The organism is Kocuria sp. JC486 (assembly GCF_011602805.1).
GTDB lineage: Bacteria > Actinomycetota > Actinomycetes > Actinomycetales > Micrococcaceae > Kocuria > Kocuria soli.
Genome location: NZ_JAAOZS010000021.1, coordinates 1 through 18,595 on the forward strand (window position 1 = coordinate 1; position 18,595 = coordinate 18,595).

The 18,595-nt window shown below is 66.7% G+C and carries 22 protein-coding genes; 4 read left to right on the forward strand and 18 right to left on the reverse strand.

Annotation, left to right across the window (positions count from 1 at the left end; translation table 11 throughout):
• Nucleotides 1–138: 138 nt before the first annotated feature.
• Nucleotides 139–1,425: an adenylosuccinate synthase gene (locus GWK18_RS10435; RefSeq protein WP_123823643.1), complete on the forward strand. Its 1,287-nt coding sequence runs from the start codon at nucleotides 139–141 to the stop codon at nucleotides 1,423–1,425.
• A 1-nt stretch (nucleotide 1,426) separates the two neighbouring features.
• Here GWK18_RS10435 and GWK18_RS10440 read toward each other — a convergent pair whose 3' ends face one another.
• Together GWK18_RS10440 and GWK18_RS10445 are read right to left on the reverse strand one after the other, a co-directional pair.
• The gene (locus GWK18_RS10440; RefSeq protein WP_166835119.1) at nucleotides 1,427–2,521 is read right to left on the reverse strand and encodes a histidine kinase; all 1,095 of its coding nucleotides are present in this window, start codon (nucleotides 2,519–2,521) and stop codon (nucleotides 1,427–1,429) included.
• A gap of 196 nt (nucleotides 2,522–2,717) precedes the next feature.
• Entirely contained in the window at nucleotides 2,718–2,870 is a 153-nt protein-coding gene (locus GWK18_RS10445; protein WP_166835121.1) for a hypothetical protein, read from the reverse strand.
• Between the two features lie 199 nt (nucleotides 2,871–3,069).
• Here GWK18_RS10445 and GWK18_RS10450 point away from each other — a divergent pair, with 199 nt between their 5' ends.
• Complete coding sequence (locus tag GWK18_RS10450) at nucleotides 3,070–3,798, forward strand: response regulator transcription factor (RefSeq protein WP_123823641.1); 729 nt, start codon at nucleotides 3,070–3,072, stop codon at nucleotides 3,796–3,798.
• Between the two features lie 69 nt (nucleotides 3,799–3,867).
• Here the strand turns inward: GWK18_RS10450 and GWK18_RS10455 are convergent, their stop codons facing one another.
• The 5 genes from GWK18_RS10455 to GWK18_RS12940 all read right to left on the reverse strand — a co-directional run bounded on the left by GWK18_RS10455 (nucleotide 3,868) and on the right by GWK18_RS12940 (nucleotide 7,555).
• Nucleotides 3,868–5,337 (reverse strand): hypothetical protein, encoded by a 1,470-nt coding sequence (locus GWK18_RS10455; RefSeq protein ID WP_123823640.1) that lies wholly within the window; start codon nucleotides 5,335–5,337, stop codon nucleotides 3,868–3,870.
• A complete protein-coding gene (locus GWK18_RS10460) occupies nucleotides 5,334–6,152 on the reverse strand; it encodes an ABC transporter ATP-binding protein (RefSeq protein WP_166835123.1) in 819 nt (272 codons plus the stop codon). Before GWK18_RS10460 ends, GWK18_RS10455 begins: the two co-directional genes overlap by 4 nt.
• Nucleotides 6,153–6,169: 17 nt before the next feature.
• A complete protein-coding gene (locus tag GWK18_RS10465) occupies nucleotides 6,170–6,814 on the reverse strand; it encodes a hypothetical protein (protein WP_123823638.1) in 645 nt (214 codons plus the stop codon).
• Nucleotides 6,815–6,820: 6 nt separating this feature from the next.
• Complete coding sequence (locus GWK18_RS10470; protein WP_123823637.1) at nucleotides 6,821–7,141, reverse strand: hypothetical protein; 321 nt, start codon at nucleotides 7,139–7,141, stop codon at nucleotides 6,821–6,823.
• Nucleotides 7,142–7,207: 66 nt separating this feature from the next.
• Nucleotides 7,208–7,555, reverse strand: a complete 348-nt coding sequence (locus tag GWK18_RS12940; RefSeq protein WP_199732502.1) for a hypothetical protein — start codon at nucleotides 7,553–7,555, stop codon at nucleotides 7,208–7,210.
• A 321-nt stretch (nucleotides 7,556–7,876) separates the two neighbouring features.
• Between GWK18_RS12940 and GWK18_RS10480 the strand changes: the two genes are divergently transcribed.
• A complete protein-coding gene (locus tag GWK18_RS10480; RefSeq protein WP_348535925.1) occupies nucleotides 7,877–9,367 on the forward strand; it encodes an amino acid permease in 1,491 nt (496 codons plus the stop codon).
• 40 nt (nucleotides 9,368–9,407) lie between these two features.
• Here GWK18_RS10480 and GWK18_RS10485 read toward each other — a convergent pair whose 3' ends face one another.
• The 5 genes from GWK18_RS10485 to GWK18_RS10505 all read right to left on the reverse strand — a co-directional run bounded on the left by GWK18_RS10485 (nucleotide 9,408) and on the right by GWK18_RS10505 (nucleotide 13,401).
• Nucleotides 9,408–9,734 carry a DUF202 domain-containing protein gene (locus GWK18_RS10485; RefSeq protein ID WP_166835125.1) on the reverse strand — a complete coding sequence of 109 codons (327 nt, stop codon included), beginning with the start codon at nucleotides 9,732–9,734 and terminating at the stop codon, nucleotides 9,408–9,410.
• The gene (locus GWK18_RS10490) at nucleotides 9,731–10,138 is read right to left on the reverse strand and encodes a DUF202 domain-containing protein (protein WP_123823635.1); all 408 of its coding nucleotides are present in this window, start codon (nucleotides 10,136–10,138) and stop codon (nucleotides 9,731–9,733) included. The genes GWK18_RS10485 and GWK18_RS10490 overlap by 4 nt, the downstream gene beginning before the upstream one ends.
• Nucleotides 10,139–10,186: 48 nt before the next feature.
• Nucleotides 10,187–10,591: a VOC family protein gene (locus GWK18_RS10495; RefSeq protein WP_348535926.1), complete on the reverse strand. Its 405-nt coding sequence runs from the start codon at nucleotides 10,589–10,591 to the stop codon at nucleotides 10,187–10,189.
• A gap of 63 nt (nucleotides 10,592–10,654) precedes the next feature.
• Nucleotides 10,655–12,730 carry a M13-type metalloendopeptidase gene (locus GWK18_RS10500; RefSeq protein WP_166835127.1) on the reverse strand — a complete coding sequence of 692 codons (2,076 nt, stop codon included), beginning with the start codon at nucleotides 12,728–12,730 and terminating at the stop codon, nucleotides 10,655–10,657.
• Nucleotides 12,731–12,852: 122 nt separating this feature from the next.
• The gene (locus GWK18_RS10505; protein WP_166835129.1) at nucleotides 12,853–13,401 is read right to left on the reverse strand and encodes an NAD(P)H-dependent oxidoreductase; all 549 of its coding nucleotides are present in this window, start codon (nucleotides 13,399–13,401) and stop codon (nucleotides 12,853–12,855) included.
• Between the two features lie 201 nt (nucleotides 13,402–13,602).
• Here GWK18_RS10505 and GWK18_RS10510 point away from each other — a divergent pair, with 201 nt between their 5' ends.
• Nucleotides 13,603–14,172 (forward strand): hotdog fold thioesterase, encoded by a 570-nt coding sequence (locus GWK18_RS10510; RefSeq protein ID WP_325049524.1) that lies wholly within the window; start codon nucleotides 13,603–13,605, stop codon nucleotides 14,170–14,172.
• Between the two features lie 109 nt (nucleotides 14,173–14,281).
• Here the strand turns inward: GWK18_RS10510 and GWK18_RS10515 are convergent, their stop codons facing one another.
• The 6 genes from GWK18_RS10515 to paaB all read right to left on the reverse strand — a co-directional run bounded on the left by GWK18_RS10515 (nucleotide 14,282) and on the right by paaB (nucleotide 18,478).
• On the reverse strand, nucleotides 14,282–14,686 hold the full coding sequence (locus GWK18_RS10515) for a DUF6157 family protein (RefSeq protein WP_166835131.1): 405 nt from the start codon (nucleotides 14,684–14,686) through the stop codon (nucleotides 14,282–14,284).
• Nucleotides 14,687–14,787: 101 nt separating this feature from the next.
• Nucleotides 14,788–15,561, reverse strand: a complete 774-nt coding sequence (locus tag GWK18_RS10520) for an enoyl-CoA hydratase/isomerase family protein (protein ID WP_123823633.1) — start codon at nucleotides 15,559–15,561, stop codon at nucleotides 14,788–14,790.
• Between the two features lie 10 nt (nucleotides 15,562–15,571).
• A complete protein-coding gene (gene paaE, locus GWK18_RS10525) occupies nucleotides 15,572–16,771 on the reverse strand; it encodes a 1,2-phenylacetyl-CoA epoxidase subunit PaaE (RefSeq protein ID WP_166835133.1) in 1,200 nt (399 codons plus the stop codon).
• Nucleotides 16,771–17,379: a 1,2-phenylacetyl-CoA epoxidase subunit PaaD gene (gene paaD / locus GWK18_RS10530; protein ID WP_233568585.1), complete on the reverse strand. Its 609-nt coding sequence runs from the start codon at nucleotides 17,377–17,379 to the stop codon at nucleotides 16,771–16,773. Before paaD ends, paaE begins: the two co-directional genes overlap by 1 nt.
• Before the next feature lie 8 nt (nucleotides 17,380–17,387).
• Entirely contained in the window at nucleotides 17,388–18,215 is an 828-nt protein-coding gene (gene paaC, locus GWK18_RS10535; protein WP_123823631.1) for a 1,2-phenylacetyl-CoA epoxidase subunit PaaC, read from the reverse strand.
• Nucleotides 18,212–18,478 carry a 1,2-phenylacetyl-CoA epoxidase subunit PaaB gene (gene paaB / locus GWK18_RS10540; protein ID WP_233568601.1) on the reverse strand — a complete coding sequence of 89 codons (267 nt, stop codon included), beginning with the start codon at nucleotides 18,476–18,478 and terminating at the stop codon, nucleotides 18,212–18,214. The genes paaC and paaB overlap by 4 nt, the downstream gene beginning before the upstream one ends.
• Nucleotides 18,479–18,595 lie beyond the last annotated feature (117 nt).

Genomic DNA, 18,595 nt, shown 5'->3' on the forward strand with positions numbered 1-18,595 from the left:
GTGTGGTAACCCACATCTTGCCCGGAGGCCTTCATCTACCCCGCGTGTTCACAACCTGCCGGGGAAGTACAGCTAGACTCGGCGGGTACACGACCGCAGACCGGTGCCATTCGCGCCGAACTCAGGAGCGCATCTGATATGCCAGCGATCTCGATCGTCGGTGCCCAGTGGGGCGACGAAGGCAAGGGCAAGGCCACGGACATTCTGGGCGGCCGCGTGGACTTCGTGGTCAAACCCAACGGCGGCAACAACGCAGGTCACACGGTGGTCGTGGGCGGTGAGAAGTTCGAACTGAAGCTCCTTCCCGCCGGCATCCTCTCCGAGCAGGCCACCCCCGTGATCGGCAACGGCGTGGTGGTCAACCCGCAGGCTCTGTTCGAGGAGATCGACGGACTGGAGGCCCGGGGTGCGGACACCTCCAAGCTGCGGATCTCCGCCAACGCGCACCTGGTGGCCCCGTACCACCAGACCATGGATCAGGTCACGGAACGTTTCCTGGGCAAGCGCGCGATCGGCACCACGGGACGCGGCATCGGCCCGGCCTACATGGACAAGGTGGGGCGTTTAGGCATCCGCGTCCAGGACGTCCTGGACGAATCCATCCTGGCGCAGAAGATCGAAGGCGCCCTGCGGCAGAAGAACGAACTGCTGGTCAAGCTCTACAACCGTCGGGCCATCGAGACGCAGGAGATCGTCGACTACTTCCTGGGCTACGCCGATCGGTTGGCGCCCATGATCGTGGACTCCACCCGGCTGCTCAACGACGGTCTGGACGCCGGCAAGACCGTGCTGTTGGAAGGTGGTCAGGCAACGTTCCTGGACGTCGACCACGGCACCTACCCGTTCGTAACCTCCTCCAACCCGTCCACGGGTGGGGCCTGTGTGGGCGCGGGTATCGGCCCCACGCGCATGACCCGTTCCGTCGGCATCATCAAGGCCTACACCACGCGTGTGGGTGCGGGCCCGTTCCCCACCGAACTCTTCGACTCCTGGGGCGAACGGCTGCGCACCGTGGGTGGCGAGTTCGGCGTGAACACCGGGCGGCCGCGCCGCACCGGGTGGTACGACGCCGTCATGGCTCGCCACGCCTCCCGCATCAACGGGTTCACGGACTACTTCCTGACCAAGCTGGACGTGCTCACCGGGATCGACTCCATTCCCGTGTGCGTGGCCTACGACGTCGACGGCGTGCGGCACAACGAGATGCCCATGACCCAGACCGAGTTCCACCACGCCAAGCCGATCTTCGAGGACTTCCCCGGGTGGACCGAGGACATCTCCGGTGCCCGCTCGATCGAGGACCTGCCCGCGAACGCGCAGACCTATGTGCGCGAACTCGAGGCCATGTCCGGGACCAGGATCTCCGCGATCGGCGTGGGTCCGGACCGCGAGCACACCATCGAGGTGCGCGACCTCATCGACTGACTCATCGACTGAGGGGAAGCTGCGCCTCGACCAACCAATGGCTGTGATCGGGACCCGCACGCAAACTGCCACCAACTTCGTTCACCGTGGTGGCCAACCCCTCCAAACCGCGGCCCGAGCCCATCGAACGGAGTCGGTCCGGTGCCTGCTGCCGGATCTGCGGCGTTCGTACACGCACCTCCAGCCAACGGTCCACAGCTTGAACGCTCACGGAAGTCGGGCCTTCACCCGCGTAGCGCACGGCGTTTGTCAGCGATTCTCGGACAACCCGGACGGCAGCATCGGCCGTCGCTGCGTTGACCGTGTCCAGAGCATGGGTGTTGAGATCCATCGTGACCTCCCGCCCCAACCGCGTGAGGGTCCCCGCCAAGTGCGAGATGCGGGCGGAGGGTGGGTCCGTGACCCGGGTTGCCGGCCGGGCCGAGTCACCTCTGGTCTCGGCCCGGTCCAGGACCTGAAGCAGTTCACGCATCTCGACCAACGCGGTCTGCGTGGAGGAGTCCACCACGTCCAATGCGTCGTGCAATGCCTGGGGTTGAGAGCTGGTTCTCGCCACCGCAACCGTGGTTGCGATGATGGTGAGCTGACTGGCCACAACGTCGTGCAGAGATCGAGCAAGGGCCGAGCGTTCGTCGTCGCGAGCCCTCGCCAGGCGCTGCTCGTGCTCAACGGCCTCCCGCCGTCGTGCCTCTTCCGCCCGGTGCGATTGTTCTCGCGCCTCCAAAGCCCAGCGCAGGATTTCGCCCAGCGCCACGGCAGTGAAGATCAGGAGGGTGCATCCCCAGACCCCGGCAGTCACGCTGAACGTCGTGTGGCTGATCACGATTGCGGTCAAGGCCACGATCGCGGTCACTGCGTGGATCACGCCGATTCTGCGCTCAACGATCGCGTGGACCACAGCGGTGGTCAACCACAAGGGCAGCAGCAAAGCTGTGACGGAGCCTGCCTGCCAGCCCAACACCAGCATTACCCAGGTCAATGCAAGTGCGAGCAGAGGACGGACACCCGCGAGAGCGACGGCGGCACAACCGGTGAGCAGAACGGCGACCTTCCACGGGTCCCCAGCCGAGAATCGAAGGTCATCGACCGTGGACACGATCGCCAAGGTCGCCAGAGCCACCAACCCGGCCCGGGGAATGGGTGCGGGTCTGACAGGTTCCCTCGTTTGGTTCTGACCAGGACGGTGTGCTGGAAGGAGTCGATGTGGAATGGCCGATCAACCTCTTCCCTGTCGCATTGGTTCGCGCTGGCTCGCCGAAAGGGCGGTTGATCGAGCCGGTTCCGCCCTCGGGTCAGTCGCAGTCTAGGCGGAGCAGTTCGCAGAAGAAGCGGTCCGCACCGGTTTGATGGCCACCGGCCGGAGGAAGTGCCTGGGCCGGGGCCGTGCCCAGGAACAGACTGCTGATGACCAGGCTCGCTGCTGTGATACGGGTGCGACGTGACATTCGTGAACTCCTTGGCTTCCATCAAAGGGGCTAAACCACCACGGTTCAGCCCATGGCGTGACACCCATGGTGGTACCCGGAGCCCAGAGGAGCCCATGGACTTTTGTCTACGATTCCGGTGTTCCGGCGCTCGGCACCGCCGTTGTCACAATGGATCCGGCGGATGAACCGTCAAACGCTCTCCCGTAGGGTTGAGCCCATGACTGGACCCTCGATTGTGGTCGTGGACGACGAACCGTTGGTACGGCAAGGAATCTGTGCACTGTTGCAGGCAAGTGACGAACTTGACGTGTCGAGCATCGAGGTTGCCGGAAACGGCGAAGAGGCATTGGTGGTGTGTGCTGCGGTCAGCCCGGACATCGTCCTCATGGACCTTCGAATGCCCCACCTGTCCGGCGTCGAGGCCATCAGGGAGTTACACGCGCAGGACCCGCACTTACCGGTCCTGGCCCTGACGACTTTCAGCACGGAGGACTTGGTGTTGGAAGCGATGGGAGCAGGTGCCAGCGGATACCTCGTCAAGGACCGTGCTGCCACGGACCTCGTCCCCGCGGTGCAAGCTGTGCTGGAGGACGGCATGCCGTTGTCCCCGGAGGCCGCCCGCGCGCTCACTGCCTGGGTGGTTGACCACCTACCCGGTCGCAGGGCTATGACCCTTGACGGGGTCCCCCGCCAAGGTCTCGACGGCCCGGACCGGCCACGAAGCGATGTTTTGGCGGCTCAGCTGACAGATCGCGAATTGGAGTGTCTGGCCAGGTTGGCGGAAGGGATGTCCAACCAGGAGATTGCGACGGCCATGCACGTGTCCGTCGGTGCGGTCAAGGCGTACTTGGGCTCCAGCTGCACCAAGTTGCAGGTGCGCGACCGGGTTCAATTGCTCATCCGCGCCACACAGATGCGCCTGGTTACTCCGGCTCTGCCGGAGTAAGACGGAGTAAGACGGAGTAAGACGGAGTAAGACGGACCGGACCGATGTGCTCCATGGTCACAGGTTGCGTCAGCCCAAGCACGTGGAGACACTGCGGGTCATGAACCGCACAGCCACCGTGAACAACGCAGCGGCCAGTGCCAGATCCACGAGGATCAAGGTCCAACCTTGGAGACTGAAGGCCCATGTGATCAGTCCCAGGGCCAGGATCTCCAGAGACAGCGTCAACACCGAGGTCACCGCTACCGCTGTGGGCGCCTGACGGTCGTAAGGGACCAAGGTGCCGGCCAGCAACGCGACAGTGAAGGTGAGCGCGAACAAGCTCAGAGCCTCAGCCCAGGCAAGCGGGCCGCCGAACGGCAGCGCCACAGGTGCTAGGAAGAGGACCAGCACGGAAAGTTGCAACCCGAGATAGGGCAGGGTCCGCAACAAAGCGATCGAGAGCGGGGAGAGTCCCGCCAAACGCAGGATCCAGGCCGTCTCCCGTGTCCGGCCGTGGACGGTTTCTGCCCCCATGGCGGAGATGAGCACGATGACCATGACCGCGATTCCGGGGTGCAGTCCTACCGTGTGGACCCCTGCGGCGAGGAGACCTGCCAGCACCACCGAGGTAATCATGGCGACCCGGACCACGGGGTCCCGCAGAACCTGGGCAAGTTCACGGGTGACCAGATCCAGGGTTGGCCACCGGGTGGTCGGAAGGGTTCGGGCTCGACCGTGTACGGACAGCGCGCCGCCGGAGGCATCGGAACGCGCGGCGGCCAGGCCCAGAATGATTGCCGTGAGCAGCATGAGGAGCAGCAATCCATGCGCTGCAAGAGAGTCCGGGAGCAGCCCACCCCAGGCCCGGGAGAGGCTGCCCAGGGCGGAGGGGCCACCGGATGCTCCCCGCAGGATGTCCGAGAACACCAAGGCGATGCCGGTGCAGACGGTGAGCAGCCCCACGGCACGCGCGGACTCGTAGGACCGCAGTACGGGGTGCAGAAAGGACTGGGCGGCAGTCAACACGGTAGTGGACGACGCAGCCACGACCGCCCCCAATAGGATCACACCGATCATGGCGCGTATCGGCCGTTCCGAGAGACTGGTGGACAAGGCCCAGGCTCCACCGGCCAGCATGCTCGTTCCCAACACCAGGCCCCAGATCAGTTGCCCGAGGTAGCGAGCGGAACCACAAGTCCATCGGCTCGTGCCGACCATTCGGGCATGCAGGAGCAACGGGGAACCTGGGGGCATGACCAGGTGCAGCAGTAGGACGGCGGCCGCCGGCCCGAGGGCCAAGGCGTAGGGCAGGACGGCGGTGGCCTGCCTCAACGTGCGGGTCGTGGTCTCCGAGGAGGCACCTGCTTGGGTGAGGGTTTCCCGCGCGCCGTCGAGAATCTGCCCCAGCACCACGGCGACCAAACCGTTGAGAACCAGCCCGGCGATCACCACAGCGGCCAGCAATGCAACTTTTACCGCTGGTCCGCCCAGTTGCCGATCGAGGTGGTGGAACAAGGCCTTGTTCTCGGCGCGGACCAACGTGCCGACGGAACTCATGACCGTCCTCCGATCAATGTGGCCGCCCGCTGCGCGGACTCTTCGACGTTGTCGCGTAGGCCGGTGACGTCCAAGAATGCGTCCTCGAGGAAGGTGTCGCTGCCTTGGGCGGCTGCTCGGAGTGTCTCGACCCGATCGTCCAGGACGACCTGCCCTTGCGAAAGCACGACGACGTCGTGGCAAAAGGACTCCACGGCACCCAAGTCATGGGTGGACACCAGGATGGCCCGGCCGTTCGCCGCGGTCTCTGTGAGCACTCTGCGCAGGAGCGCGGCCGTTTCCGGATCGAGGCCCCGGAAGGGTTCGTCCAGGATCAACAAGGACGGCCGGTGCAATACGTTGGCCACCAATTGCACCTTTCGCTTCATGCCGTGGCTGTAGGAGCCCACGAGATCACCGGCGGCATCGGCCATGCGCAGAGCCGCGAAGTACTCGAGGATTTCGGCCCGGTCGACGGCGACGGAGCGGAGCAGAGCCATGGTCTCGACGTACTCGAGTCCCGTGAGCAACTCGGGGACGGGGAGGTCATCCGCACAGAACCCCACCCTGGAACTCATCTGGTCAACCATGGGTGTGCCGTCGAGCAGGACTTCCCCGTCGCGGGGCCGGATCAGCCCCAGAACGGTGTGCAACAACGTGGACTTGCCGGACCCGTTGGGACCCACCAGGGCTGTTATTCGCCCCGCCGTCGCACGCATCGAAACGTCCTTCACGACATCCGAACCGCGCCGGTAACCGCTGGTCAGACGGGTCACCGTCAAACCGTCTCCAGCAGGCGGCTCGGGTGTTGCCTGGGTCTGATTCTCGGTGGACACAGTGGAGTCCTTTCGATTCATCGGGTCGATTCAGTTCCGGGGGCCTGCTCCTTGCTGGGAGAGGCCACGGTCCTGCTCTCTCGCAAGGCCTCGATCAGAGCCGTGAAATCGTCGGTTCCAGGCAAGATCGAGCCGAGGTGTTGGAGAGCGAAGGTGGAAGAAGGCACAAGGGCCACATGGATTTCCAGTGAAGCTCCCACGACCCATGCGCTCAGCTGAGGGAGCACAGCCACGGCAAGACCGACGAGAGGGCCTGCGAGAGTGACCAGCACATCCTGTGCTGCGGGGAGGGCTCCGCGTTCGACATGGGCGGTCCAGACAGTGCTGTGCCCCTTCGCCTCGGGTGCGTCAGCCGGAGCCAGGATGGTGTAAACGGCCGCGTGGGCAAGTTCGTGGGCCACGAACGCCGCCGGGCAGATCAGAACAGACACTGCGCACAGTACGGCGGGCGTTGCACCCAGGAACGGGGCCAGTAACCAGGCCGCGGACACGAAGGGAACCGCGAATGCGGTGGTGAGTCGCAGAGCAGGTGGAACAACGGCGAGGAACACGCCGCTGAGTCCGCGCCGAAGCCGGAACGGGCCTTCTCCCATGCCGCGCTCAAGCCGGAGCGGGAGATTTGGCTGCCCAGAGGACGGCGCGGACTCAGCGGTGCGTGTCATTGCACTTCAGCTCTTCCGGGTGAAGTGACCGGTCAGGGCCCCCGCAACGGCTCCGACGAGGAGACCGATCATGGCCAGGGTCAAGACCCCGTTTCCGGAATGGGCGGTGACATCGCCGTTGGCTGCTTGCTGCAACTCGATGATGGGCTGCAAGGACACCGTTCCACCCTGTTCGACGACCTGTGACATTCCCCAGATCACGACGCCCACGGTCAGGACCACGCCGACGAGGAGTCCCGCGACGGCGCCGAGTGCGGTGAGCAGTACGGTTCGGTTCAGCCCCCGGCGAGAGGGGTTTTGTGAGTGTTCGAGGTTCCAGGCAGTCATGTCATCTCCCGTTCTTGGCGCCTGCGCGGCGCACAAATAGGTGTCCAGGTGCAACCCATGGCTGGGTCACTTGCTGCAGGCGACCTTGACTTCGAACCAGCTGGTCTTGACGTACCACTCGAAGTTCATGCCCTTGTTGGCGCAGTAGATGACGACAGCAGCTGACACCGCTGCGGCCAACACCAGGAGCACGGCGATGGCGACCACGAAGATCACCACCACGGGGCCAGCGCCGTTGCGACGCCGCTCCTGCAGGTTGGCTTGCGCGTTCGCAGGGGCAGCGTTGAGCCACAGCAACATGGCGAGGGTGCGTTCGATCATCGTTGGTGTCCGGAGGGCACCGGCGGCGTCACGAGGTGTGGAGCTCGAGCGCTGTTCGTCGACCGACTTGGGTGCGGTGAGTGTCGCGGTCATGATGTTCTCCTCTGATCGTTGCGGTGGCTGGGCTGCCCCCGCTGACGATCTCCACGCTAGGAACGAGGGTTCACCTCACGGTATGGACCATCGGCCACGAATCAGCGGGGCGGGAGTCGACGAAAGACGGGGAGGGGCCACGCCACAACGACACCGAGGGCGCGGCACTCGGCACCGCGGCCACGTCCCGACGTCGTCGTGATGTGGCCCGCTTGGGCGGATCGGTCCGGTACGCTCCCGGGATGACGCCACCTCCGTGTCTCGACTCGTCTCACAGCGGTGGTTGCCAGGATCCAGCACCACCGAGCGAGAGGCACACCCGTGTCCACTGAGCGAGCAGCACAGGTGAGCAGCAAGGCCGAAGGCGAAGGCCTGCGACGCAGCCTGCACACCCGTCACATGACCATGATCGCCATGGGCGGTGCCATCGGGACGGGCCTGTTCGTGGCCTCGGGCAACTCGATCGCCACCGCCGGCCCGGGTGGTGCGCTGGTGGCCTACGTCCTGATCGGGCTCATGGTCTACCTGCTCATGCAGTCCCTGGGCGAGATGTCCGCGTGGCGACCGACCTCGGGTTCCTTCGGCGATCACGCGGGACGGTACGTGTCGCCGTCGTTCGGATTCGCGATTGGGTGGAACTACTGGTTCAACTGGGCGATCACCGTGGCCGCGGAACTCGTGGCGGCGGCGATCATCATGCAGTTCTGGTTCCCGGACACCCCGGCCTGGATCTGGTCGGCCCTGTTCCTGGCCATCGTCTTCGGACTCAACGCGCTGTCCACCCGCACGTACGGCGAAGGTGAGTTCTGGCTCTCGGCCATCAAGGTCACCGCCGTGATCGTCTTCCTGGTGCTGGGCGTGCTGATGATTGCCGGGATCCTGGGCGGGGAAAGCCCGGGCTTCGGCAACTGGACCACGGAGGAAGCCCCGTTCGTGGGCGGCCCCATCACCATCCTGGCGATTTTCATGGTGGCCGGGTTCTCCTTCCAGGGGACCGAATTGGTGGGTGTTGCCGCGGGTGAGGCCCAGGACCCGGAGACCACCGTCCCCAAGGCCATCCGCACCGTTTTCTTCCGCATCCTGCTGTTCTACGTCGGCGCGATCTCCGTGATCGGATTCCTGCTGCCCTACACGCACCCCAACCTGCTGGCCTCCGGTGAAGCTGACGTGGCCATGTCCCCGTTCACCCTGGTGCTGCAGAACGCGGGTGTCGCCTTCGCGGCCTCGGTCATGAACGCCGTGATCCTGACGGCCATCCTCTCGGCGGGCAACTCCGGTCTGTACGCCTCCACGCGCATGCTCTGGTCGCTGGCCATGGAGGGCAAGGCGCCACGGTTCCTGCGCAAACTCAACCGCCGTGGGGTGCCCATGAATGCGCTGTGGGCCACCGCAGCCTTCGGGCTGTTGGCCTTCGGTACCACGTGGTTCGGCAACGGCGCGGTCTACACGTGGTTGATCAACGCGTCCGCGCTGGCCGGGTTCATCGTCTGGGCCGGAATCGCCTGGACGCACTACAACTTCCGCAAGGCCTTCAAGGCCCAGGGGCGCTCCGTGACCGAACTGCCGTTCCGGGCCAAGTTCTTCCCCGCCGGGCCGCTCATCGCCCTGGCCATGTGCCTCCTGGTGATCGTGGGCCAGAGCTACGAGGCCTTCATCAACGGGACGATCACCCCCGTGTCGCTGCTGTCCTCCTACCTGGGACTGCCCCTGTTCCTGGCGTTCTGGTGGGGCCACAAACTGGTGACCGGCTCCAAGCGAGTGGAGCCTGCCCAAGCGGATCTCTCCCGCAACCGTGAGGACGAAGTGGCCTGAGCGCCGTCGTTCCTCCGCCCTCTCCGGGCGAGCTGACCGCTCAGATCAGGATGACCGCCAGGCCGGCCGCGCCCAGCAGGACCGCCGCGGCCGACAGGGCCACGGCGGGGCCCACCTTGGGTTGTCCCGTGGGCTGACCCATGGCCTGCGCGCGGTGCGTGTAGCGCCGTCGTTGGGTGGCGCCGATGGCCAGCGCCACGGCGATGGCGCCACCGAAGAGCAGCACGACGACGGCGCCGTGCTCGCCACCCCAGCGCAGGAACAGCGCCGCCACGGTCACGAAGGCCATGAGCGTCCGGGACCAGGCCAACGTGGTGCGCTCTGGTTGGAGGCCGGGATCCACCACCGCGGAGTGCCGCGCGTTCATCGGAAGATCAACACCCCGAGCATGATGCCCGTGGCAATCGCCGCGCCCGTGGCCAGAACCGGGGCGATCCAGGGCAACGGCAACGGCAGGGAATGGCGCATCGCGCGTTCCACGCGAATCCATCGGGTGGTGGCTCCGGCGGCGATCACCATGCCGACCAGCAGCAGGGTGATCGCCAGGCCGGTGCGCACCACCGTGGGGAAGACGTCCCCGGCAAAGGCCTCCAACGCCACGCCGCCGGCCAGGAAGGCCAGGGCCGTACGGATCCACGCCAGGAACGTGCGCTCGTTGGCCAGGGTGAATCGCGGGTCGGGTTCGATGCCGCCGCCCAGCAAGCGCGCGGAGAGCCCGGTGCGTCCGGTTGTCGGCGGGGTGGTGGGGGAGTGCGGCTCCTGGTCGGCCATGCCTCCGATGCTAACGGGCCTGGCGTCCTGGACCTGAGCGGTCGGTCCTCAGCCGATGTTCACGCTCCAGCGGATACCGAACTTGTCCACCAGGTCGCCGTACTCGGCGCCCCACATCTGCTTCTCGAGCGGCATACCGACCGTGCCGCCTTCGGACAGGGCGGTGAAGTAGCCGCGGAGGGCGTCGTCGTCGCCGTGCAGGCACAGGGAGACCCCGCCTTCGCCGCCCGTGGGGGCCTCCATGAAGGAGGGGATGTCCGAGGCCATGATGGGCATGCCGTTGGGGGCGTCCAACTGACCGCGCATGACCAGATCCGCGTCGGGGCCTTCGGCGCCCATGTCGCCGTGGCGCATGATCTGCGGTTCCCCGCCCAGGACCGAGGCGTAGAAGCTCAGGGCCTCGGCCGCCTCGCCACGGAAGTTCAGGTACACGGTCAGGAGCTGGTTGGACACGGGGTCTCCTTGGACGGTTACCGGTTGGGGTGCACGAGAGTCTAAGCCCTTCTCAGCCCCGCCTCACCAGATCCGCACGCGCTCCTCCGGGGCCAGCCACATCGGGTCCGATTCCGTCACGCCGAAGGCCTCGTGGAACGCGTCGATGTTCCGGGCGGTCTGATTGGCGCGGAACTCATTGGGGGAGTGCACGTCCACGGCCAGGCGCTGGGCCACGGCCTCGTCGCGGGCCTTCTGCTGCCACACGAATGCCCAGGACAGGAAGAGCTTCTGCGCGGGGGTCAGCCCGTCGTCGTCGGTGGCGGTGAACGCCGCGGGATCTGCGGCGGCAGGAGCGGCGTCGGCCACCGCATCGGAAGCCGGTGCCGGGTCGGCCACACCGCGCGAGTGCTCCCACGCCTTGTACGTGATCGACAGCCCGCCCAGGTCGCCGATGTTCTCGCCCAGGGTCATGCGTCCGTTGACCGACGGGGCATCGGAGGAGCCGGACAGCTGCTCGGGCACCAGGCCGTCGTACTGCTCCACCAACTTGCCGGTGCGCTCCTCGAAGGCCGCGCGGTCGGCGTCGGTCCACCAGTTGCGCAGGCGACCGTCGCCGTCGCAGGTCGAACCCTTGTCGTCGAACCCGTGCCCGATCTCGTGACCGATCACCGCGCCGATGCCGCCGTAGTTCACGGCATCCTCCGCGGATTCGTCGAAGAACGGCGGCTGCAGAATGGCCGCGGGGAACACGATTTCGTTGCGCAGCGGGTGGTAGTAGGCGTTGACCGTCTGCGGGGTCATGAGCCACTCGTGCTTCTCCACGGGCTTGCCCGCCTTGCGGATCAGCTCGGCCAGCTCGAACTCGGAGGTCCGCACGATGTTGCCCACCAGGTCGTCCGCGCGGATCTCCAGGGAGGAGTAGTCCTTCCACTTGTCCGGGAACCCGATCTTGGGGGTGAAGGCCGCGAGCTTCTTGAGCGCTTCCGCGCGGGTCTCGTCGGTCATCCAGTCCAGCGTCTCGATCGACGACTTGTACGCCGCCAGCAGGTTGGCCACCAGATCGTCCATCCGGGCCTTGGCGGTCGGCGAGAAATGCCGCTCCACGTACAGCTTGCCCACGGCCTCACCCAGCACGCCGTTGACCAGCCCCACGCCGCGCTTCCACCGCTCCTTGAGCTCGGGAGTCCCGGAGAGCACGGTCCCGTAGAAGGCGAAGTCCTCCTGCACGAACGGGTTGGACAGGTACGCCGCACGTCCCGTGATCACGCGCCACCGCGCCCAGGACTTCCAGTCCTCCAGACGCTCGGCCGTCAGCAGGTCCTCGAGTCCCGTGAAGAACGACGGTTGCGCATTGACCACCGTCTCCACCGCGGTGGCAGGAAGCCCCAGACCGTCGACGACGACGGCGTTCCAGTCGAAGACCTCACCGGATTCCTTCAACTCGGCCCATGTGAAGGGGTTGTACATCTTGGTCAGATCGCGGACCTCGACCTTGTCCCAGTGATGGGAGGCGATGGCGGTCTCCAGGTCGAACACGCGTTGCGCCTGCTCGGCTGCATCCTTGAAGCCGGCGTGGGTGAACATGCGCTCGACGTGCCCGCGGTACTGCTCGCGGATCTCGGCGTGGGATTCCTCCCGGTAGTACTCCTCGTCCGGAAGCCCCAGGCCCGCCTGGCCCACGAAGACCAGATTGCGGGTGGGATCGCCCGGATCCGCGTCCGTGTCCACACCCAGGACGGAGCCCAGCCCGCGTGCTAGGAGGGTGCCGAACAGCTGCTGCAACCCGGTCACGTCCTGGACGGCGTCCACGGCCCGGAAATCCGGGGCCAGGGGCTCAGCGCCCAACGACTCCACGTGCTCCTGATCCATGAAGGACGCGTACAGATCGGCGACCTTGGACTCGACCGACCCCGGCTCGCCCGCTTCCACGCCGGTGATGATCTCCCGGACGGCTTCCTCCGCGCGGTCGCGCAGGACCATGAACGAACCGGTCAGCGGCTTGTCGTCCGGAATCTCGGTCGAGTCCAACCAGGGCCCGTTGACGTGGCGGAACAGGTCCTCCTGCGGGCGGGTTGCGGTGTCGAAGGTCGAGGGCGTGAGCACCGTCAGGGCGCCGTCGTCGTTGGTCGCGTCGTGGTTCACGTCATGGTGGGTCATGCCGAAAGACTAAGCGGGACCGCGCGACGGCGGAGTGTGCATCGCCCACCGCGTAACCCGAGGGCTGCAGCGGTGGGCGATGGCGAGGGCGATGCCGTGGGTGATGGCCTGGGGCCGAGGGGTCAGGCGCCTTGACGACGGATGGCCGCCTGCAGTTCGTCGAGCATGCCGTTGAGGCCCTGGACCTTGACGTCACTGGTCTTGACGCCGTCCTCGGCGAAGTCGGTGAACAGGCTCAGGTCCACGGCGCCGCGCACGACGTGCTGGGAGAAGTTCGGCAGGATCTGACGCCACTGCTCGACGGCGCGCACGCCACCCACGGCGCCGTAGCCGACCAGCGCCCTGGACTTGTTGGACCACTCGCTGCCCAGGGAGTCCACCGCGTTCTTGAGCGCGGCCGGCACGCCGTGGTTGAACTCGGGGGTGATGAAGACGTAGCCGTCGCAGGCGTCGATGGCTCGGGACCATGCGGTGACGGCCTCCGAGTCGTACTGCTTGTAGGCCATCATCGGGAGGGGCTGGGAGGTGAACAACGGCAGGTCGAAGCTCTTGAGGTCGATCAGTTCGTAGTCCGAGCCGCCCTTGGCGTGAGCGTGCTGCTCGACCCACTTGCCGACGGCTTCGCCGTTGCGGCCTTCACGGGTGGATCCGATGATGATGCCGATCTTCATGACTACTCCTTGCTGTTGCTATTGCGTTTGCTGGTCGGTGCGGGGCCTCGGGGCTTGTCGGCGCGCCGGGGGCAACCGGGGCCACCACCTCAGGATTTACGTGACGTGACACGCTTATTGGTGAGTGTGGCGATCCCGGCGGTTGATGACAGATGATGCAGAACACAACGGCACGACGAATCCGCGACCCGAGGAGCACCCGTGAACCAGCCAGGATCCCCGCACATGCACGAGGACCCCACCGCAGCCGACTCCGACCGCTGGTTGCGTGAGGACCCTGCGCCCGCCGACTACCGGGCGCCCAGGCTCGCCGGCGCCATGCCATCCGAGGAGACCACCACCCAGACCGCAGCCAGCGCCGCCGAACTCGCGAAGGCGGAAGACCCGGTGGCCCTGCTCAACTCCCGCCCCGGTCAGCTGGACCAGCGCCTGGGGGTGACCTACCTGGAGGCGTCGACGGAGCGGGTGGTGGCGCGGATGCCGGTCGAGGGCAATCGGCAGCCCATGGGGCTGTTGCACGGAGGGTCCACCATCGCACTGTGCGAGTCCGTCGCGTCGATCGGGGCCTTCATCCACGCCTCTCGAACCGGGCAGGCCGCCGTGGGAGTGGACGTCAACGCCACGCACCACAAGTCGGCGACCAGCGGCCACGTGACCGCCACGGCCACGCCCATCCGGCTGGGCCGGACGGCCACCAGCCACGAGATCGTCGTCGTCGACGACGCCGGCCAGCGGGTCTGCACCGCCCGCATCACGTGCTTCCTGAAGTAACTACCCGCCGAACCCTCGCGAAACTCGCCCATCAGCCCCTGATGCGCGAGTTTCGCGAGGGTTCGGCGGTGAAGAGGGCGCCCGGGGCATATTTCGTACAGGAGCGGGTTCACGCCCTCCGGGAGCGCATGGCGGACACCTTCGTCACGGAGTCGTCCGCAACAAGGTCGGTATACCGCTCGCTGTCCATCGAAACCAGGGCGACCAAACCGTCGTCGTCAAAGTGGAACCCCCAGCCGTACGTCTTGGCCAGGGGAGAGGACCGCAGGCAGGCGCGGCCCTGCGAGTAGAACTCCTCACGCGCATCCGGCCGATGGTCCTCCGGGATCCCTTGCCGATCGGCGTGAACGGTGAAGATCACGTCGTCACTGGTGATCTGGTGGTCGCGGTCGTGCAGCAGATCGAATTGCCGGTCGGCCACCGTGCCCTTGCCACGGGGAGGCTCGGTACCGACGACGGCGCGGGTGTCCGGAGCCACGGTGATCAACGTGTTGCGGTAGTTGGTGGTGTGCATCGTGCTCCAATCGGTCCCAGAACAGCGCCGAACCCTCGCGAAACTCGCGCATCAGCTGTTGATGCACAAGTTTCGCGAGGGTTCGGCGGAATGGGAAGGGCTCAGGCGCGGCCCGTGAACGTCGGTTTGCGCTTCTCCTGGAAGGCCTTGAAGCCCTCCGCGTAGTCGGCCGAAGAACACAGCGCCGCCTGGAGGTCGTTCTCCTGGGCCAAGGACTCCCACAACCCGATGCGTTCATCGCGCAGCTGGGCCACGAGCTTCTTGGACGCCAGGAACGCCTGGGTTGCCCCGGAGGCCACGCGGGTGGCCGTTGAACGGGTGAACTCCAGAAGGTCCTCGGACGGGAGAGCACGGGAGAACAGTCCGGAACGCACCGCCTCCGACCCGCTGATCAACTCGGCGGTGTAGATCAGGTCCAGCGTCCGATGGGCACCCAGTCGCTCGACGAACAACGCGTGCCCGCCGGAGTCCAGCGTGGCACCCAGGTTGGCAAACGGCGATCCGATCTTGGCGTCCTCGGCCACGTAGACGACGTCGGTCGCGATGGCTAGTCCCAGACCCACGCCCAGGCACGGGCCCTGGACGGCGGCGAAGGTCGGCGCAGGGAACTCGGCCATGCGGCGCAGCACCGGGGTCAGTGCCTCGGACAGGTAGGCGTGCACGTCGTCGGTGGCAGGGTCCACGCCCGAGATGTCACGGCCCGCGCAGAACCCGCGGCCCTCACCGCGCAGGACCATGGCGCGCACCCCGGCGGAGGCCGCCTGGTCGTAGGCCTCGCCCAACTCGGTGATGGCCGCTTCGTCCAGGGCGTTCATCTTCTGCGGCGCGTTGAGGGTGACCTCCGCGACGGCGTTGTCGATCGCAAGTTCGATCACGCGGGCCTCCTCAGGCGTCGTAGTCCACGGTCAAGGTCTTGCCCTGTGCCCGGGTCTGGCAGGTCAGGACGTAGCCCTTCTCCACCTCGTCCGGCTCCAGCGCGAAGTTCTCGGCCATCTCGTACTCGCCCTCGACCACCTTGGCGCGGCACGTTCCGCACACTCCGCCCGCACAGGCGAACGGGACGTCGGGCCGGGCGCGCAGGGCCGCGTTCAGCACGGTTTCGCGGGCCGCGACGGGCGAGGCCACCTCGCCGGTCAGCCCGTCCAGCGTGAACGTGATCTCCACGTTGTCGCCCTTGGGATCCACGTGGACCACGCGGCCGGTCTGACCCTGCGGATCCGCTGGGTTGCCCGTGGTGAACAGTTCGAAGCGGATGTTCTCCGCGGGAACACCACGGTCGGCCAGGGTGTCCCGGCACAGCTGCACCAGCTCGAACGGCCCGCACAGGAACCATTCGTCGGTCCGGTCCACCTGGATCACGTGGTCCAGCAGCTCGCCCAGCTTTTCGTGGTCGATACGCCCGGACATGAGCGGGTTGATGCGCTGCTCGCGGGAGAGCACGTGGTGGATCGCGAACCGGGAGGGGTAGCGGTCCTTCAGATCCCCCAGTTCCTCGGCGAACATCACGTCGGAGGCCGACTTGTTGGCGTACACCAGGTCCACGGAGGAGTTCGCGGAGGCATTGAGGACTGCCCGGGTGATCGCCATGATCGGTGTGATGCCGGACCCGGCGGCAAAGGCCACCAGGTGAACGTGCGCGTTCTTGGCAACCTCGGCCGCGGCCAGTCGTTCGGCGTCGTTCATGGAGGTGATGTTGACCGAATGGGTCGACGTGAACGCACCCTGCGGGTTCATGACCTCCAGTTCGTCACCGACCTTGAGGTTCTCGTTGGCCCAGGTGGAGAAGACGCCGCCCAGGGTCTTCTTGATGGCCACCTTGACCTGACCGCGTACGGGCTCGGCGCAGATCGAGTACGACCGGCGGACCTCCTGCCCGTCGATCTGCGCGCGCAGAGCAACGTACTGGCCCGGCGCGTAGTCGTAGTCGCCCGCCAGTCCGTCGGGCACGTGGAAGGTGACCTCCACGGATTCCGCGGTCAGCGGGCGGACCTCGGACACACGCAGCGTGTGGAAGGTGGCCCGACGGCGGCCGGGGGTGGCTTCGGCGTCGGTACCGGTGACGTCGGTGTCAATCGTTTCGCTCATCAGTGCACCTTGAAGTGGTCGAAGGGTTCTAGGCAGTCGTTGCAGACCCACAGGGATTTGCAGGAGGTCGAGCCGAAATGGGTCATCTCTCGCGTGGACAGGGAGTTGCACCGCGGGCACTTCACACCCAGGGTCAGCGTCACGGGGCCCGCTGCGGCGCGCCCGGTGGGCGGGGCGATGCCGTACTCGTTGAGCTTGCGGCACCCGTCCTCCGTCATCCAGTCGGTTGTCCAGGCGGGCTCCAGGACGGTTTCCACGCGCACCGGCGAGAAACCGTCGTCGCCCAGGGCCGCCCGCAGGTCCGCCGTGATGGTTTCCATCGCGGGGCACCCGGAGTAGGTGGGGGTGATGACGACGACGGCGCCACCCTCACCATCCGCCCGGGCCTCCCGCAGGATGCCCAGGTCGGCAACGGACAGGACGGGGATCTCCGGGTCGTTGACCGTCGCGGCCACGTCCCAGATCCGCGCCGCGACGGGATCCGCGGGACGCAGTTCGTCGTCGCGAACGGGCACGGCCTGACCCACCGGACGCGGAACGGCGTTCGGGTCCTGCTCGAAATCCATCCGCGGGATCTCGGGGCCGCCGGGCATCTGGGACGCAGTCACGGTGCACCTCACCACGTGGCGCCGGGATGCTGGCGGGCGAGCACCTGCATCTCGGCCAGGATGTAACCCCGCTGCTCGGAGAACCGTCCCGTGCGGTCGGAACCGAAGGCCGGCTTGACATCCGGGACCGTGAGGTGCGCTTCCTCGAGGGCCTTGGTCACACGGGCCATGGTGTCCTCGCGCAAGGACGACGGCAGGACCGCCCGGTTGCCGAGTTCTGCGACCTGCTCGACGTCCAGGAACAACTCGTCGATGTAGGGCCAGACGACGTCGAAGCCCTCCTGGAGCCGACGGTTGGACTCCTCAGTGCCCAGGCCGAGGCGCAGCGTCCACTGGGTGGCGTGGTCCTGGTGGTACTCGACCTCCTTGAGTGCCTTGGCCGCGATGGCGGCGAGGGTCCGGTCGGTCGAGTTCACCAGGCGGCGGTAGAGCTCGTACTGGTAGTAGCTGAAGACCAGCTGGCGGGCGATCGTGCGACCGAAGTCGCCGTTCTCCTGCTCGACCAGACGGCAGGAGCGGAACTCCTCCTCGTCGCGGAAGTAGGCCAGGTCGTCCTCGGTCTTGCCCCACGCGGTCCCCGCGTAGGTCAGGAAGAAGCGGGCGTGGCCCAGGAGGTCCAGGGCGATGTTGCCCAGGGCGATGTCCTCCTCGAGTTCCGGCGCGCGGGAGATCCAGTGGCCCAGGCGCTGGGCGAGCATCAGGGAGTCGTCGCCGAGCATCATCGCGTAGCGGGCCACGGCCTCGTCGGCCTTGACCCCCTGTGCGGTGAGGTCCTCGGGGGTGATGGCGTCGCCGGCCGACTGCGTGGTGGCCGATTCGGTGGCTGCGAAGCTCACAGGTGCTTCACCCCTTCGCTCTTGGTGTAGTACGTGGCGTGGCGGTAGGCCTTGCCCGCAGCGGATTCGAAGTACCCGCCCTTGGAGTCGGGGTCGGAGGAGGTCACGGCCTCGGAGGGAACCACCCACACGGAGGTGCCTTCGTTGCGGCGGGTGTACAGGTCACGGGCGTTGCGCACGGCCATGGTGGCGTCCGGGGCGTGCAGGGAGCCGGCGTGGACGTGGGACAGGCCGCGCGAGGAACGCACGAACACCTCCCACATGGGCCAGGCCTCCGAGCCCGCCTTGGACCCGCTGTTGCTCGGGTGGCTCTGGGCGTCCGAGATGGGGGTGGGCTGGGACCCCGTGGCCTCTGCGCCGCCGATGCCGGTGTTCTGCTC